13 protein-coding genes are annotated in these 16,963 nt (G+C 43.5%); 7 read left to right on the top strand and 6 right to left on the bottom strand.

What is annotated here, in order from left to right; translation table 11 throughout:
• Positions 1-35 precede the first annotated feature (35 nt).
• The 4 genes from HGH47_RS04210 (at position 36) to HGH47_RS04195 (ending at position 4,086) form a co-directional block, all read left to right on the top strand.
• Positions 36-1,187: a haloacid dehalogenase-like hydrolase gene (locus HGH47_RS04210; RefSeq protein WP_212565660.1), complete on the top strand. Its 1,152-nt coding sequence runs from the start codon at positions 36-38 to the stop codon at positions 1,185-1,187.
• Between the two features lie 297 nt (positions 1,188-1,484).
• Positions 1,485-2,267, top strand: coding sequence for a restriction endonuclease (locus HGH47_RS04205; protein WP_212565659.1), 783 nt, complete (start codon positions 1,485-1,487; stop codon positions 2,265-2,267).
• A gap of 10 nt (positions 2,268-2,277) precedes the next feature.
• A complete protein-coding gene (locus HGH47_RS04200; protein ID WP_212565658.1) occupies positions 2,278-3,432 on the top strand; it encodes a site-specific DNA-methyltransferase in 1,155 nt (384 codons plus the stop codon).
• Between the two features lie 33 nt (positions 3,433-3,465).
• Positions 3,466-4,086, top strand: coding sequence for a hypothetical protein (locus tag HGH47_RS04195; RefSeq protein WP_212565657.1), 621 nt, complete (start codon positions 3,466-3,468; stop codon positions 4,084-4,086).
• Between the two features lie 93 nt (positions 4,087-4,179).
• Here HGH47_RS04195 and HGH47_RS04190 read toward each other — a convergent pair whose 3' ends face one another.
• The 6 genes from HGH47_RS04190 to HGH47_RS04165 form a co-directional block, all read right to left on the bottom strand.
• On the bottom strand, positions 4,180-6,582 hold the full coding sequence (locus HGH47_RS04190; protein ID WP_432910550.1) for a peptidase U32 family protein: 2,403 nt from the start codon (positions 6,580-6,582) through the stop codon (positions 4,180-4,182).
• Positions 6,583-6,697: 115 nt separating this feature from the next.
• A complete protein-coding gene (locus HGH47_RS04185) occupies positions 6,698-8,926 on the bottom strand; it encodes a VWA domain-containing protein (RefSeq protein ID WP_432910548.1) in 2,229 nt (742 codons plus the stop codon).
• Positions 8,910-9,212 carry a hypothetical protein gene (locus tag HGH47_RS04180; protein WP_432910545.1) on the bottom strand — a complete coding sequence of 101 codons (303 nt, stop codon included), beginning with the start codon at positions 9,210-9,212 and terminating at the stop codon, positions 8,910-8,912. Before HGH47_RS04180 ends, HGH47_RS04185 begins: the two co-directional genes overlap by 17 nt.
• An 8-nt stretch (positions 9,213-9,220) precedes the next feature.
• Entirely contained in the window at positions 9,221-11,647 is a 2,427-nt protein-coding gene (locus tag HGH47_RS04175) for an AAA family ATPase (protein WP_432910542.1), read from the bottom strand.
• A 34-nt stretch (positions 11,648-11,681) separates the two neighbouring features.
• A complete protein-coding gene (locus tag HGH47_RS04170; RefSeq protein WP_432910540.1) occupies positions 11,682-12,620 on the bottom strand; it encodes a hypothetical protein in 939 nt (312 codons plus the stop codon).
• Between the two features lie 18 nt (positions 12,621-12,638).
• Complete coding sequence (locus HGH47_RS04165) at positions 12,639-13,280, bottom strand: hypothetical protein (protein ID WP_432910538.1); 642 nt, start codon at positions 13,278-13,280, stop codon at positions 12,639-12,641.
• A 327-nt stretch (positions 13,281-13,607) separates the two neighbouring features.
• Here HGH47_RS04165 and HGH47_RS04160 point away from each other — a divergent pair, with 327 nt between their 5' ends.
• The 3 genes from HGH47_RS04160 (at position 13,608) to HGH47_RS04150 (ending at position 16,962) form a co-directional block, all read left to right on the top strand.
• Positions 13,608-15,320, top strand: coding sequence for an ATP-binding protein (locus tag HGH47_RS04160; RefSeq protein WP_212565647.1), 1,713 nt, complete (start codon positions 13,608-13,610; stop codon positions 15,318-15,320).
• Between the two features lie 238 nt (positions 15,321-15,558).
• Positions 15,559-15,915 carry a NifB/NifX family molybdenum-iron cluster-binding protein gene (locus HGH47_RS04155; protein WP_206182551.1) on the top strand — a complete coding sequence of 119 codons (357 nt, stop codon included), beginning with the start codon at positions 15,559-15,561 and terminating at the stop codon, positions 15,913-15,915.
• A gap of 66 nt (positions 15,916-15,981) precedes the next feature.
• On the top strand, positions 15,982-16,962 hold the full coding sequence (locus HGH47_RS04150) for an AAA family ATPase (RefSeq protein WP_212565646.1): 981 nt from the start codon (positions 15,982-15,984) through the stop codon (positions 16,960-16,962).
• The last annotated feature ends 1 nt before the right edge of the window (position 16,963 follow it).

Below are 16,963 nucleotides of genomic sequence, written 5' to 3'. Positions count from 1 at the left end.
GAACATTTCAGGACACCCTCACCGGAACATCAGACATGGAAACCAAGACAACGAATAAGACTCATAAAACAAATAAACCGGCATTAACGGGAAATTGGGAGCCGCAGAACAAACTGCGGTTGGAACGCTTGATTGCGGAAAAAGCTTTTGCGGACAACTATGCCGTCTTTGATTGGGATTACACGTGTATCTTCTACGATATACAGGATAGTCTTTTTCTGTATCAGCTTGAGCACCTTTGCTTCAATCTGACGCCCGAACAGTTTGCCGTTACCATCCGATATGAAATTCCGCAGGATATTCCGCTTGTCGGCTGCTTTAATAGCGAAGGACGTCAGCTCGCTGCAGCTGATCTTTCGGCAGATTTGGATGACCGCTACCGGTTCTTATATCATGCATATCAACATTTGAACGGGATGCTCCCGCTTGAGGACGTCGTACAAACCGAGGAATACCTCGATTTTAAGACAAAAATTCTGACGCTGATGCGGTATGCGGTAACGGTCTGTGATACCGATATTTCGCAATCGGTATGTACGGGATTAACGCTTCCCCAATTGAATAGTCTTGTAGAAAAAACGATTGCCGAAGCGCTTACTGCTGAAATAAAACAATACACGCTCGTATCACCTGCGCGGCAGGCTGGGAGAGCCGGTATCGTTACCGCAACGTATCGGAAGGGGATACGGATACAGCCGGAAATACGGGAGCTGTTCCGCCGCTTTGAAGAGTATGGCATTACGCCCTATATTTGCTCCGCCTCGCAGGAGGACGGCGTGCGGGTGTTTGCCTGTAATCCCGCGTATGGCTATTGCCTCCAGTCCGAACAAGTGTTCGGTAGGCGGCGGCTTCGGAATGCCGACAGTGTTTTTACCGATGAGCGTGATTACTCCATTCCGCAGACGTGGCGGAAAGGAAAGGCTGAGGCAATACGGACGTTGATTGCTCCGCGGCATGGCGGGAAAGCGCCTATCCTTGTTGCAGGCGACAGTGACGGCGACTTTTGGATGATGGATGCGTTTAAGGATGAGGCGCTGCTGCTTATCCTGTATCGCAATCAAAAGCCGCACGAACAGCTCTACCCGCTGATACAGCAGGGGATCGCCGAGCGCAATGCCCCCGATGCATCGATTATCGTGCAGCATCGGGATGAAGAGACGGGGCTATTCGTCGCTTCGGAATGGTAGAAGGTAGGAAAATTATTCTCAGAGATCACAAAGTACGCAGAGGATAATAGGGCAATGGTGCCGTTCAGTCATTTGTTGTTGTATTCTTTGCGATCTTGACGAGCTCTGCGGTATTTTTCGAGCGAAGGTGTCATACGCCGGATCGGCCTTTCGATTATTGTAGAAAACCAGATATTGAGGTATAGTATGGAAGCTAAACAGATGGTAGGGCATTTCTAAAAACTGAGGTTAGATTCGCTTCGCAGCCTTCAAAATAGAAGCACCCCCGTCAGTATAGCCGATAGCGAGGAACCGGTCGTGAATCATTGGACACAGTTAAGTATTGAATACGCAAACCAAAGAAATTATCTCGATCATTTATTTCGAGTATATCCTACAATTCCAGATGGAATCCGCGATATAGATGAAAATCGTTGGGAGGCCGTCACAGATGCTTTCAATGCAATGGATAATATTTCATTGGTAACTCATTTATTGTATCTGGACTTATTTCCGATAAAAGATTCTTATGTTGCTTTTTTAAAAAGAGATCATAATGCGATAGAACGGAATCCTGAAACGATAAATAGATTATGCGGCCGTTTATATGAGATGGGATTGGATAAAATATTTGAAAAATGTTCCGAACCTAAAGAAACAAACAGACAGATTGGTCCATTATTTAAACGTTGGGTAAATTCAAAAGCCCTAGGAATAGTGCCTGTCGGTTTAAATGAATTTATGAATACTACAGAAAATGCAATTTTAAATGCTAGTGATGCCGAAATGCAGTTGTGGGCAAAAAAATATTTAGGTTATGAGAGAAATAAAGGGCTTGATTTTGTAGCCCGTTTCAACGGTAAATATGTTATCGGCGAAGCAAAATTTTTAACGGATTTCGGAGGACATCAAAACGCACAATTTGCAGATGCCATTTCTACGATTATGACACCGAATGTTAATGCTATAAAAATAGCAATACTTGACGGAGTATTATATATAAAAGGCAATAATAAGATGTATACCGATATTACAGAAACATATTCTAATGAAAATATACTAAGTGCTTTATTACTAAGAGATTTTTTATATTCAATATAGGGTTAGTAATATGGAATTATTTTATCCGGGAAAGAAAAATAGGAGTGAGATTTTAAATATATCTAATCCATATTCGTTCTCGAAAAAATGGAATAGCAAAAGGAACTTATTAATTGAAGGCGATAATTTTTCATCAATGCAGTCATTATTGCATGAATATTCTTTAAAAGGAAAAATTGATTTTATCTATATCGATCCACCATTCGCAACAAATAGTACTTTTACTATAGGGGATGAAAGAGTAAGTACAATTAGTTCAAGTAAAAAGGATAAAATTGCCTATCAAGATATATTGATCGGAGAATCCTTTATAGAATTTTTACGTGAACGACTGATACTGGCCTATGAATTACTTTCTGAAAAAGGTTCTTTTTATCTGCATATCGATTATAAAATTGGGCATTATGTTAAAATTATTTTAGATGAAATTTTCGGTATTGAAAATTTTAAAAATGATATTACGCGCATAAAATGCAATCCCAAAAATTTTACAAGACGAGCTTATGGAAACGTTAAAGATTTAATCTTATTTTATACAAAATCAAAAAATGCTATCTGGCACGAACCTTGTGAACCGTTTTCAGAAGACGATATAAAAAGATTATATAAAAAAGTAGATAAAAATGGACGCTTGTATACAACAATTCCGCTTCATGCCCCCGGAGAAACAAAAAGTGGAGTAACCGGTGGTGAATTTAATGGAATAAAACCACCTGCAGGACGGCATTGGCGTTCCGATCCAAAAGAACTAGAAGAATTAGACAAACAAGGTTTAATTGAATGGTCGGCAAATGGAGTACCGCGCAAAATTATTTATGCAGATGAACAAAAGGGGAAAAAAATACAGGATATTTTGGATTTCAAAGATTATCAGTATCCCGTATATCCGACAGAAAAAAATCTTGCATTGCTTAAATTATTGATTCAAGCATCTTCCAATCCGGATAGTATCGTATTGGATTTCTTTTGCGGGTCAGGTACTACATTGATAGCGGCTCAAGAATTGGGGCGCCAGTGGATTGGAATTGATAAATCAAACGAAGCAATAAAAATTGTGAAAAAAAAATTAGCTTATTGTCAAAATGAATTGTTCTCATCGATGGAATACGATTATTTGTCACTAAAGCCGGTAATAAAAAATGAATTATCGGTTGCTAACCAATAACAATAAATATGGTTCATGGTTGTAGAGGTAAAAATGAAGAACATATTCGCTCAATCACCGGAATTCCTTAGAACTGTTAATGCGACAGTAGGAGCTTCTTTCATTCGCGATTATTCATATGCTGTTGCGTATTGGAGTGCGGGTGATATTTTAGTTAAGGATGCATTGGAGAGCGATAAAGACAAACGAGATGGTTTATTTTATCCAATTTGTTTTATGTACCGGCATTTTATTGAACTAACATTAAAGCAATTGATTATTTATGCAGAATCGTTTTATGAAAAAACAGAAATTATTGGATATGAACTACAAAAATATACTAAACCGAAAAAGGAATTGGAATCGATTCATAGTTTAGAAATATTAGTAGGACGATTAATAGCTGTTTTAACATGCATTTCAGAAGGACATTTTGACGATGAAATAAAAAAAATAATACTTGAATTTCATGCTATTGATCTGGTCGGTCAGACCTTTAGATATCCAACTAACCGGAAGCACGAAAAATCATTTTCTCAAGTGCAGAATTTTAATATAGCTACAATTAAGGCTGAAACCAATAAAGTGGCACAATATTTTATGGGGATAGATGCTTATCTTGAATATTATACAACGCTAGCTGATGGCATAATCAGTGAACAAAATCCTCAATAATTATCTATGCGGTTAACCCCTTTTAAACTTTGCATTCTTTGCGATCTCTGCGGTTAAAAAATGACCATAGAACCGTATAAACAAGTACGTATTTTATCGCTTTCTGTTGCCCTGCTGCCGTCCGCTTGTTATTCGGGGATCCCGGCGGTTCTGTGAACGTCCTTTAGGCGGTTTTGTTCGTCCGCCGGAACGTTTGGTGCCGCGCTCTGCCGCCGATTTTTGTCCCAGCTGTTTGAGCTCTTCCACCCGCTGCGGATCGTAAAAGCCTTCCTTCCAGTTAAAGCGCACCGAGTCGGGGAGGGGGGTACCGCTCCGCAGCGACTGTAAAATAAACCGATAAGCGCGGCGTTCAACGCTCGTATGCGAAAAATCCAGCAAAAAGCGTGAGAACTGATGATGCTGTAAGGCGTGGTAGCGGTCTACAATCGAGAACGGCTTGTCGGATAGCACAAAAGAGGCGGACGGTGTAGAAAAAGCTCTGAACGCCTCGCCCTGCTTGTCGGAAAAATAGAGGAAGTTGTAGTTTTTCGGCAGCGTAAAGCGCATCCTGAACAGCACGGAATACGAAAAAAGTGGCAGCAGTACCTGCGGGCGCAGCTCCGGCGCAAACACCGTTTCGATATTCGCCTGAGAGCTTTCGGCAGGGGGGATATAGGCGCAGATGCCGTTCTCCTGCAGCCACGAAACCGCCCAGCAGTTAAAGGTGTAAAGGTACGGCCCCGCGACCAAAAAGTTCTTTTTATTGCGGAGCATGGAAATATGCGCCGGATTATTCACGATAAATTGCGTATACCCCTGTGCGGTTAGCTGTTCAAGCTGTTCTGCAAGGATCGGTTCCTGTTCCTGCGGCACAAAGGGATCAAGCGAAATAAAGATTTCCCGTTTGGAGAACGGCAGCGGTTTTGTCTGTTGCTGATTTTGCTGCTGCGGATTGGATTGTTGTCCAGCTAGCGCCGGATAGGTGTCCTCATTCAAATTGATAATAACTCGTACCGGTTTATCCGCAAGGATAGTATGCAAATCCGCAATGGAAGAAACCTGAACGTAGAGCCCTTCGGGGAAGATATCTGCAGGCTTTTTCGCAAGACTTTTTTTGACGGATGGTGCGGTCGCTGCAGCCGCTGATCTTGCGGGCAGCGCCGCTCCGGCAGATGGTGCGGATGCGGATTTTGAGGGCGCGGACTTGCTTGTATCGCCGATGGTAGGGAAGCCTGCTTCGAGCGTCAGCATCGGCAGCGCTTCGTCATTCGGCTGTTTGCGGTATTTTTCGAGCGAGGCAGGCAGTAAACGAGGGTAGCGTTTGGTCATCGCCTTGGTCTGCAAGAGATATACGCTGTCTCCTTTGCCGGAATCCGCAGGCAGCTGCAGCCATGTGCCGGATTTGCTTTCCATTATATCCTGAATTTTCCAGCTTTCGCGTCCGCTGTCGTCCTTCTTATGAATGCGCACCGAATCGCCTTTCTCCGGCGTATAGTGCCCGTCTTTCAGCTGTACATAGTGTACCGCTCGCGTACCGTCTTTGAACGGGACTTCCTCCACGGCGCCTTTTTTAATGCCGTCGATAATGCCGAGGTAGATGCCGGTGCCGCCTGCCTGATCGGGGTTGAGTACTTCTTCCGCGCGGGCGCTTTTAAAGCGGTAGCCGGTCTTTTTCCGTGCAAAGTCGTTCGCTAGGATACGCTTTCCCGTTTCGACCGCCGCCTTTTTATCGGCTTCCCAGTTGTCGATGACATACCGATAGGCGGATACCACCGTGCCGACATACTCGGCGCTTTTCATTCTTCCTTCTATTTTAAATGAGGCAACGCCTGCCTGTATCAAATCGGGGATATACTCGATGAGCTGTAAGTCTGCGGGGGAGAAGAAATAGCCTTCCCGGTCGCCCTCCGGCTCATGCGCCGTGTAGAGGCGGCGGCACGCTTGGGTACACATCCCGCGGTTTGCCGACTTTCCGCCGAGGTAGCTTGAAAACAGGCAGAGTCCCGATTCGCTGACACAGAGCGCCCCGTGCACAAACACCTCGAGCTCGCAGGAGGTGTTTGCATGTACCGCTCGGATTTCTTCTAAACTCAGTTCCCGGGCAAGCACCGTCCGCGACACCCCCCAGCGGCTCATCGCATTGGCTGCTTTTGCACTCGCAATATTGAGCTGCGTAGAAGCGTGGAGCTTGAGATTCGGAAAGTGTTTGTGCGCCATTTGAATCAGCCCGAGATCCTGCACGATAATGCCGTCCGGGCCGACATTGTTGAGATATGCCAAGAACCGGTAGAGCCGCTCCATCTCGTTCTCGGTTACAACCGTATTGACGGTAACATATATTTTTTTATTCCGCTTATGCAGTACATCAACCGTTGCCTCAAACTGATTCCATGCAAAGTTTGAAGACCGCATACGGGCATTAAAACTCTTTAAACCTAAATAAACGGCGTCCGCCCCTTCCGCAATCGCTGCTTCCAATGCTTCGGGATTCCCCGCCGGTGCTAATAACTCGACCATCCCGCTATCATACCGAAAAACCGCGGCACTGCATAGATATAGATATAGATATGGGCTTGTCTGTGTCGTGCTGCATAGATATAGTGTTCATGTTGTCGGTGTGACAAGGGGCTTGTTATTCCCGTGTTTTCAGTTCATGCAGCTGCTCAACAAGATGCCGGGACGCGCGGGTATCATTGGTGTCGTACAGCCAGTTGTGATTAAAACAGGCGATGGTATTTTTGTTGCCGCTTGCTCCGATAACAAGGCTGTAAAAGCCGGTGTTCTTTTCTTTTTCCTGTTCGATAGCCGTAACAAGATCATCTGAAAGATTTGCCATTACAAAATCCGAAATCATCAGCACATCGGCATTTTTATATCCGGTTGCAGTATCGCTGCCTGCAAGCATGGTGAGCGCTTTCCACAGCGCGGGTTCCGCATCGGTTCCGCCATTAAATGACATACGCAAAAAACGTACCAGTTTTTGCAGGTAGTTGCCTCCGTCTGCATTTGTCAATTCCATATCCTCATTCGGTTTTACTTCCAGTGTTTCAATATCCGTGGAAAACGAGATGATATAGCAAAGCCGTTCCTGTTCTACGGCAATCTTTGCCAGTGCAAATGCTATTGTTTTTGCAATATTCTCCGGAGTGCCGTGCATAGAGCCGCTTGTGTCAACGCAGATGATAATCGGCCCCTTGGGTTCTTGCTTTTCCATCGTTACCTCTTCTTGCTCGATACTTTCTTTTAATTCCTCTTGCTCATTTTGATACTCAAATGACAGGAGTTGTTTTTGCGCAAATTTCAGCTGAAAGAGTTTTTTTGCCGCAGGATTTTTCAACATAGCAAGTTCACAGGGAAGAACCGCTGCAATATCGTTTGAATACTTGAGTCCGTTTATCTCTCCGCGGTATGCAGGTTGCGGATGCCACTCTGTTGTTATGACGATTTTATCCCGCAGCTCTTTTTCAAACACCGCTTGTGTGCGGCTTTGCCTGCCGAGAAGGTCAGCGAGTTCTTGCAGCGATTCATCTTGTTCCAGAAGTTTGGCAAAGGTATCAAGAATTTCAAACCCGCTTGTTTCAAAGGGATGCTTCGATAAATCCCAGAGCCTTCCAAAATTTTTAGTGAACGGCGTAAGTAGTTTTTCAAGCCGCATAAAGTTTTGTATTTTTTTATACAGCTCTTCCAAAAACTGCTTACGCATAGCATCGATCCGTTCCTGCTCCCACTTTGTTTTGCGTTCTATGAGATTTTTTTCCATATCGGCAATAAAGTTTCTGCGCAGCGCTTCAAGTTTTTCCGGCGATTCCCATTGAAGCGTATTTTTTTCATTATTTTTCGTTTTCTGTATTACGGTTTCTGCATGGGTAGTATTTACTTGCTCATTTTTTCCGGGAGTGTTTTCTGCTTGCATATCGTCTACCCGTATACTTGCTCCTGAAGACGTTTGTGCTTCCTCTGTCGGAACTGTTTTCGCGGTATCGTCTGCTGCACTATCGGTGATGTGTTTTTGCTCGGCAAATGCTTTGCGGTAAAAATCAAAGTCCAGCGTACTTTCCTGAATAGTTTCACGTTTTGAATCGCTAACTGACGGAAGACGTTTATAGTGATACTGTATTTTTGACTTTTCCGCAGAAAGATCGGCTGCAATTTCTTCTGCAGCCTGCTTTTTCTGCTGTGTAACAAAGATTGCTTCATCGAAAAACGGATTTTCTTTTTCCAATGTGCCGTGTGCTTTTTGCAGCCATTCCAAAAGGTCGGTCTGAATATTTTCGGAAAGCCCTTCATGACTTTGCATATACTCTTGTACGTCTTGCGTATTTAGAATTTCGGAAAGTGTATGCTGTGCAAGCTGTGCAAACGTATTCTGCGGAAAAGCAATGGGGATGTCCTCCGGCTCAACAGGCTGTATGGCATCTTCGATCGCATCAACCAACTGCTTCCGTTCCAGAGTTGAACCAAATGCAGATTCAGGGGCAGCATTTTTTTCAAACTTTCGCTTTTTCTTCGATTGCTGCTTATAGCGTTGAATGTTTGCGTTTAAATTTTGTTTTATGTTACCGATGTTGGAAAATAGTGTACTACACAGGTTGGAAAATGCATTATCGCTTAAATCTTCCGTTTGGTGTGCGGTTCTATTCCGTGTTAGACGGAGCGGTTCCCACCAATAAGGTTTTGAAGAAAACCATACTTTTGTTAAACATTCCCGTAGCTGCTGCATTTTTATTTGCAGCCATGCACGCGCTTCTTCATTGATTGCTGTAACATCGGAAATACCGGAAGGGTATTTTTCACTCATTTCTTCAATAGGGCGCAATGCTTTCCTGCTATATTTCCTTGAGTTTCTATCTTTTCTCGTCATCAGTGCATCCTGTTTCTATTAAAGTTCTAATCTCTTCCATATTGTCAAATACAAATGAAACTATCTTTTGCAATTCCTTATCGGGAATATCTTCCGTTGCATGCGCAAGCCGGTTGCGGATTTTATGCAATTCCATAACCGGCTGCGGCGGCTGAAGCCCTTCTGCAAGCGTCTGTATTTTCAGCTCAAGCCATGCTTTCTGTTCATCGGAAAGCCGGTAGATATCGGGCATGCCGCCGGAATACTTTTGCTGCAATGCGGTAAGGGCTTCACGGGATGTATTCATATCACCCACTATATTTTGCTCCATTCACGGATAGTGCGGACTGCGTATACATGATCTTTGGTTGTATGGTCTTGCAAACCGTTCTCATCAAAAAGTTGATAGAAGGCTGCCGCTTCTCCGTTTTCGGATGCCGACCAGTATTCTTGCGGAGTAAGCATCGCCTCCTCAATACCAAGGGCTTCGAAGGACGTATTTAGTTTATCTCTATTTTCCCATATCGCATACAGTTGAGCTTTATCGGGAACTATCCAATTTGTTGTATAGTCTTTCGGTAAGGCATCGCCGTAATGAAGGGCATATTCTTTGAGTGCATTCCATGTCAATTTCTTTTCACTTATACCAAGGGCAAAGGTTTTATCGTTAGCAATGCACACAACTGCAATCACATTCTTTTTCTGTTCCTCTGTCATACTTTCAATTTCTTCCGAAGAAAAAGCGGTTCCGTCTTTGAGAATGACATCTCCTTCTGAAAAATCCGTATTGAGTGTTGCGTTGAAATACCTGTTATGCTGTTTAGCAAGTGTGATTTCCGCATCTTCAAATTGCCGGATTGCCTCATCCAGTTTTGCAGTAAGACTTTTATTATAGGATTGATTTGCAAATAAATTTGCCTTGAACGGTATCGCATCCGCTTCTTTTTTGTCTTTCAGTGCCTTAATTTCAGTATGGATTTCATCTACAATCGGCTTGTAATATGCTTTATCAAAATTCTTTTGTAACGTTTCCTGCGCTATATCGGAATATTCTTTTTGCTGTAGATATGTTTTGGCAGGAGTCATTTCGATTTGCATTGAATGAGTTTTGTCTGAATGTCCATTGTAATTTCTCCACCAATCAGTCCAAGTTACCGTATCATTAACAATACTACATTCACTAAAAGAAAAGTTATAATTGGGCCCCAGTTTCTCGCCCTTCGAATCAAACAACATTCCTTTTCGATCGTTGTAATTTTGCCATTTAAAATCGTCAATAGAAATGTAATAAGGTTTAACTGTCTGATCAGCAAAATATACCGCTGTCGGTTTTAATAGTTTATAAGCATTCGTATCATCTTTCATTTTGTAAGAAACAGGTTTTGCCGCAGTTTTTACCATGTCAAACCAATCTTTCTCAACTTTTGCTGTAAACGCTTCAATCTCGTCGTTAATGTCATCTATCGCAGTATCGCAATCCAGTCCGTTTTGTTGAATACACGTCTCTACAATTTGGCGTACTTTTTTCTGCTGTTTTTCGGTACCCCAGATGCAGTATTCAATCAGCTGACAGTCCATTAAATCTACTTCTGTACGGTCGTTCAAAAATGCGGATGTCTTTAAGATGCGCACTATTTTTTTCCAGCGGCGGTCGCCGATTGCAAATGATTCACCGGCAGCTTTTTCTTCTTCGCTCAATGTCTCATTCTGCGCCGTCAGTTCTTTACGGATTGCGGAAATAACCGCACGCGCTTCTTCTGAAAGCTGCACTGCGTCGATCTGTGTTTTCCAGCTCTCTAAGTCCTCGTTGGAAATCTGTAATTTTTTAATCTCATCGGAAAGCTCAAAGTCCGAAGATGTACCTTCTACCATATCAAAAAAGGAATCTTCGTTTTGAATAAAGCCGATAGGTAAACGAATAATGAACCGGTCGTACAAGGCTTCAAGACCGCGGTCTTTTGCCGGCAATTCGTTTGATGCGGCTAGTAATGCTTTTAGAGGCACGTCTTGTACTGTACTGCCGTTATGAAATTTCCGCTCGTTTATGATGGTAAGGAGTGTGTTGAGAATGGCAGGGCTTGCCTTCCAAATTTCATCGAGAAAGGCAATATCCGCTTCCGGCAGCATGTTTTCCGTAAGGCGGCGATATTCCTCTTTGCCGCTTTCACTTTCGCCGTTCAAGCCTTTCAGAGAAATATTACCGAACACATCTTCCGGCGTAGAAAATTGATTTAAGAGTGTTTCAAAATATTGAACGCTTCCATCGCCGTCTGTTTTAAATGCCTTGGCAATACGCCGTGCAAGCATACTCTTGGCACACCCGGGAGCACCCAAAAAGAAAATACTTTCCCCTGCAATTGCTGCTAAAAGTGCAAGGCGCAGCGCTTCATCTTTTTCGTATAGACCTTCGCTGAGCGTATTTTTAAGCGCTGATATCCTATCGTGATGTTTTATTGTTTCTGCCATCTGTGATTCCTCCTGTTTGGCATTTAATTGTGTGTGTTCGGTATCCGGAACCAACTGTACATACGTGGTGCCATGTTCGGTTTTCTCCATTTTTATCTGCGGTATCTGAGATAAAATTTCACTGAATTTACTGACATTGAATAAACCGCACATATCATTGACGGTGTCTTTAGTCCAGCCTAATTTTTGCATAATTACAGACGGATTCCTTTTACCATCAAAGTCTTTGAGTACGGCAATAATTTTTGCTATTACTTCGTCTTTTGTATAACTCATTGTGTTTCCAGCCTCCTATGGTTACTATAGTCATTTATTCTGCCGGTTGACAGACTTTTTGCAGTTTTTTAATAAAACTGCTTATCGTTCTACTTGCATCGGTTTTATCTTTGCCGAACTGTGCGGCAATATCTTCTTGCGTGGGGAAGCTTTTCGCTTCAAAAAACAGCCGGATGAGCGTGCGGCCGTGTTCCGTATCTGAAAAGTGTGCATTGCGCAAGACTACAGCTATTACGGTACTGTCTACTTTTGCCGCATCTAGTTCGCATAACACCCGATGGGTCAGCAATGCGGAAAGATACGGCTTTGTGCGGTCTTGCGATGCGGCAAATGCTGCATTAATGAGCCGGAGGCAGTGCTTAATATGGTCTTGTTCTATTAAAAAGGTATCTGCTGTTTTGTAACCGTTTTGGATGCATAGTGCCGCAGAATCAAACAGAGAATATCCATTGCCGTTTTCAAAATCGATATGTTCTGATTGTACAGCGGTCTGTAACTGCCATTGTATCAGCTCGGCTATTTCATTCGCCGGATAACCGGTTTGTTTTGCAAGCCATGCTTGTGTTTCAGCTCGTTCTATATCTTTCCCATAGTGTGCAGCAGCGGCGCACAGCCGATTCCATTTTCGCCGTTTGTTCTCCGGCAGCGGAATGATTTCAGAGTGAAAAGTATGCAATTTTATATTTGCGCGGTTTATTTCTTGTTTTAAAGAGTGTGCAAGATAGTTAATATAGTGTTCAGCAGTTCCTTCATAGCTGAGCACACTGCGGTTTACACATTCCATTATTTCAATCGCGGCATTTTCAATTTTTTCCGGATTGAATGTCTGTAAAGCCCAACGCCATACGGCATCTGCCAGCTTAGCCCGCAAGGTGCGAAACTCCGCGCAGGCGATATTCTTCTGTTGAACAAACGGAAACAGTTCCGTTGCAATCCTGATAATCTTTGCTTTCTGCTGCTTTTTGTCCATCATTCTCTCCGCTCATTTTATTTACAGTGCAAAAAAGGCATCCAAGGCTTTTAATGCTTCCGTTCCGTTTGGAGCTTCCATTGCCCCCATGAGATTATTTAAATAATAGAGCGGCGTAACATCATACAGTTCAGGATTTTCAGGATAGGCTATTCCGTCGGCATGTTTGATAAACTCAACTTTGCCGTATATGATTTTTTTTACATCCGCATCAAAAAACTTTTCCGCAAAATGAAAGGCACTCATTAAAACCATGGGTATTGTTTTTTGTCCGAATGTAATATCTGCATAGAGTTCAGCACCTTCTTCCATAAGCGGCAGCATTTTACGGAGCCTAGCTTCATGGTTTGCTTTTGATTCAACAAAATCCGTCGCAAGCTGCTCATATTCAATATGCGCACCGATAGCAGCATTAATCGAATTCAGTTCCTGCTGAAAAAGTTCGGCATTTTCTGTTGAATGATCTTTGCCTGTAATGGTTGTGAGGAGTACCGCTTTTACCTGATCTCCTTTCTGCAATTTTTCCGCAAGCACGGCATTGATAGGAAACACCACCTTACCGGTATAGCGGCAATCGGCATTTCCTGTTCCTGCATAACATTGGGTATCTGTAGTGTCATTCATTTTTTTCATAGGAATATCTACAAATATAATCTTTTTCATTGAAAACCTCACTTTGGGCACCTACAAAAAATTTAAGAATATTGATAGAAGATGCTCCATCATAACTATTAGCGTCAGAATGAGAAAGAGTTGACATATTATAACACGATTGTAGCATATTTTTGATTTGTGCGGAGTAATGGGTATGTAAAACCACCGCCTCTTTACATCCTATGATGTTCCTCATCTTCCCCACCGTCGCACTCTCTCTTTTCGTAGTTTTTACCTGCTTAAAAAAACAACTGGGTTCCTCTTATTTGGCAAACGAATAGCCGATTTTGACGCGGTTAAATTGCAGAAAGTATTGAACCCTGCTATACTATCATTATGAACATTACACGCAAACTGCCGATCGGCGTACAGAGTTTTAAGGTATTACGGACTGATCATTATCTCTATGTAGATAAAACTGACTATCTTTTCCGATTAGTACAAGGCGGTCGTGTTTATTTTCTCAGCCGTCCGCGCCGGTTTGGTAAGAGCCTTTTCCTTTCAACATTAGCAGCATATTTCCTTGGACAGAAAGAGCTGTTCAAGGGTTTATATCTTGAAAAAGCCGAAGAGGAGCAAGCGGTACAAGAAAACCGAGCTGCGTGGCTGGAATATCCGGTACTCTATCTGGATTTTAATACAAAAAATTATATAAATGAGCAGGCACTTGTAGATATTCTCAATCTCCATCTGAACGAATGGGAAGCCCTGTACGCTATACCAAAAACAGCAGAAGCACCGGAAGATCGGTTTAGATTGCTTATCGCAGCTCTTTTTAAGCAAACCGGCAAGCAGGTAGTAATCCTTGTAGACGAATACGATAAGCCCCTGTTGCAAACGATGGGGGGTAATGAAGCGCTGAATGAACAATACCGTAATGCGCTTAAAGCTTTTTACTCTGTCATAAAAACCTGCGATGAATATATCCGCTTTGCTTTTCTCACCGGCGTTACAAAGTTCAGCAAGATCAGTATTTTCAGTGATTTGAATAATTTGAAAGATATTAGCATACATGAAACGTATGCAGGTATTTGCGGCATTAGTCAAAAAGAGCTGGAAGCAAATTTTCAACACGAAATACAAGCGCTTGCAGAAAAGCAAAATCTTAACTATCCGCAGACGCTTGCTGCCTTAAAGCAATGGTATGACGGCTATCTCTTCCATCCGGCAGGGGAAGGAATGTATAATCCTTATAGTATTCTCAATGCCTTTGATGATAAAGAAATCAAAAGCTACTGGTTCAGTACGGGAACGCCGACGTTTTTGGTCAACTTCTTAAAAGAGGCGCACTACTTTATTCCCGACCTCGATGGAAATGTTGAGCTGGATGAAGATGGGCTACAAACGTATCGGGCTATTGCTCAAGATACGTTACCGATTTTATTTCAGGCAGGCTACCTCACTATCAAGGAATATATAAAAGATCTGAGGCTCTACCGGCTGGGCTTTCCGAATGATGAGGTTCGGTATGGCTTTTTGCATAACCTTTTACCTGCATATTCTGATGTACCGTTCGGCCAAACAGGGGTATGGGTTGGACGGTTTGTACAAGACATCCGCAAGGGTGATGTGAATAGTTTTATGGAGCGGATGCAGTCGATTATCGCCGGTATTCCGTATGATGATTTTAGAGAAGAAAACCTCACAATCAGAACCGCCATGGATGGCGGTGGTTCCATGCAGAAACAAGTTTGCCATGCAAACTTGCAGCTCACAAATGTACAAGGACGTACATTTGTGAGCAAGCTGCGGGAACAAAACTATCAAACAGCGGTGTACCTCATCTTTGCTCTGATGGGGCAGTTTGTACAGACAGAGGTGCATTGCGCAACAGGGCGCGCTGATTGCGTACTCAAAACAGCTGATACTGTTTACCTCTTCGAGTTTAAACTCTCCGGTAACGGCACGGCGGAAGATGCAATCGCGCAAATAAAAGAGAAAGACTATGCCGCAAAGTACATGGCGAGTGGGAAGAAAATAGTGCTCATTGGAAGTTCCTTTGATGAAAAGACGAGAACGATAAAAGACTGGAAAGTGGCTAATGAATAATTTGTAATAAGTGCCGCTCTTAGATTTAGATTATATTGAGCCGTAATACCAACGTTTATTTTCATCCGCTAAAATAGCGCGGCTGAAAAACACGTCAAGTTTGCTTTGTGCAAACTTGCGGATTATATGTGCGCTACCGCGCACAAATGCAACAGTCTCCAAAATTGATATTTTGTCCGACTGTTGCATTTTAAGGAACCTTTAGACAGCTCTTAATAATTATGATATAATTCAAAATATGAAAATCGCAGCGACTTATGATATTTTAACGAATTCAATTTTTCAGCATTTTGGAAAAACAGAGCATTTTAAGGTTTATACAATTGAAGCCGGAAAAGTAACGAAAACTGAAGTAATCGATAACGGCGGTTTCGGTCATCACGATTTGGCAACCTATCTTAAAAGCCTTGGAGTTGAAACGCTCATCTTAGGAAACCGCGGACAGGGTGCGATTGATGCGCTGAACAACGCCGGAATTCATCAGCTTGCCGGCCTTACCGGCTCTCCGGATGAAGCTGTTGCAGCATTTTTAGCAGGCACATTACAGGATAATCCGAACGCTCAATGCAATCATCATGGGGAACATCACCACTAATAGGATAGGACAGTACCTCTTTTTATAAAGTTGAGGCGTTCCGCATACTATGCTATAATCCCCGCTATGAATACCGAAAAAACGGCGGAACGGCTTCTTTCCGCACTGGAAAAAGCGATTAAAGGGAAGAGGGATGTTCTCCGTCTTTTTATTACCGCATATCTAACCGGCGGGCATGTTCTTTTAGAGGATGTGCCGGGCGTCGGAAAAACCACACTGGTAAAAACATTTGCAGCACTCATCGAAAAAGACGGGCAGTCGGCGCGGTTCAGGCGTATCCAATGCACCCCCGACCTTTTGCCCTACGACATCACCGGTGTGGAAGTCTTTAATGCAGGGCTGAATACCTTTGAATTTATGGAAGGCCCGGTATTCGCAGACATCCTGCTTGCTGATGAGCTGAACCGCACCCCGCCGAAGGTACAGTCCGCCTTGCTGGAAGCGATGGCTGAGCGGCAGGTAACCGCCGGTACGGTAACCCGTCCGTTAAGCCCTTACTTTTTTACGGCGGCTACGCAAAATCCTGTGGAAAGCTTAGGTACCTATCCGCTCCCCGCTGCTCAGCTTGACCGGTTCAGTATATGCCTGTCGATTGGCTACCCCGATGAAGAAGCGGAAACCGAATTGCTGCATGAACAAACGCACCTTCCCGCTGCAGAACCGGAGCCGGTTACGCCGGTTGTTTCCATACAGGATATCGCGGCCTCGCGGGAAGAACAGCGGCAGGTATTTGTGCATCCCGTACTCGAAAAGATAATCGCTCGAATCGGAAAAGAGACCCGTGCCCATCCTGCGTTTAAGCTCGGCACATCTCCCCGCGCCGGTTTGCATTTGCTGCACCTCGCCCGCACCTTTGCGCTTGTCAACGGACGCAATTGGGTTGAGGACGGAGATATCCGCACGCTTAGCTCCCTCGTCCTTGCGCACCGGTGTTTGATAAAAACCGGCGACGGCTCGGCTTCGGAACTCATTAGCGGTATTACCGAAGCGGTTATCCGCACTGCCGACAAACAAACGGATTGGACAAAACCGGCTGAGGCACAATAAG

Origin of the sequence: Treponema sp. OMZ 805, assembly GCF_050937395.1 — a bacterium.
In the GTDB taxonomy this organism is placed as follows: Bacteria; Spirochaetota; Spirochaetia; order Treponematales; family Treponemataceae; genus Treponema.
The sequence above is the reverse complement of the archived record's forward strand: the minus strand, read 5'-3'. Positions and strand labels throughout refer to the sequence as shown.

Coding starts and splice junctions, on each gene's coding strand:
- HGH47_RS04200 (WP_212565658.1), top strand. CDS start 2,278: ATGGAATTATTTTATCCGGGAAAGAAAAATAGGAGTGAGATTTTAAAT.
- HGH47_RS04155 (WP_206182551.1), top strand. CDS start 15,559: ATGAAAATCGCAGCGACTTATGATATTTTAACGAATTCAATTTTTCAG.
- HGH47_RS04170 (WP_432910540.1), bottom strand. CDS start 12,620: ATGATGGACAAAAAGCAGCAGAAAGCAAAGATTATCAGGATTGCAACG.
- HGH47_RS04165 (WP_432910538.1), bottom strand. CDS start 13,280: ATGAAAAAGATTATATTTGTAGATATTCCTATGAAAAAAATGAATGAC.
- HGH47_RS04160 (WP_212565647.1), top strand. CDS start 13,608: ATGAACATTACACGCAAACTGCCGATCGGCGTACAGAGTTTTAAGGTA.
- HGH47_RS04175 (WP_432910542.1), bottom strand. CDS start 11,647: ATGAGTTATACAAAAGACGAAGTAATAGCAAAAATTATTGCCGTACTC.
- HGH47_RS04185 (WP_432910548.1), bottom strand. CDS start 8,926: ATGACGAGAAAAGATAGAAACTCAAGGAAATATAGCAGGAAAGCATTG.
- HGH47_RS04180 (WP_432910545.1), bottom strand. CDS start 9,212: ATGAATACATCCCGTGAAGCCCTTACCGCATTGCAGCAAAAGTATTCC.
- HGH47_RS04150 (WP_212565646.1), top strand. CDS start 15,982: ATGAATACCGAAAAAACGGCGGAACGGCTTCTTTCCGCACTGGAAAAA.
- HGH47_RS04210 (WP_212565660.1), top strand. CDS start 36: ATGGAAACCAAGACAACGAATAAGACTCATAAAACAAATAAACCGGCA.
- HGH47_RS04190 (WP_432910550.1), bottom strand. CDS start 6,582: ATGGTCGAGTTATTAGCACCGGCGGGGAATCCCGAAGCATTGGAAGCA.
- HGH47_RS04195 (WP_212565657.1), top strand. CDS start 3,466: ATGAAGAACATATTCGCTCAATCACCGGAATTCCTTAGAACTGTTAAT.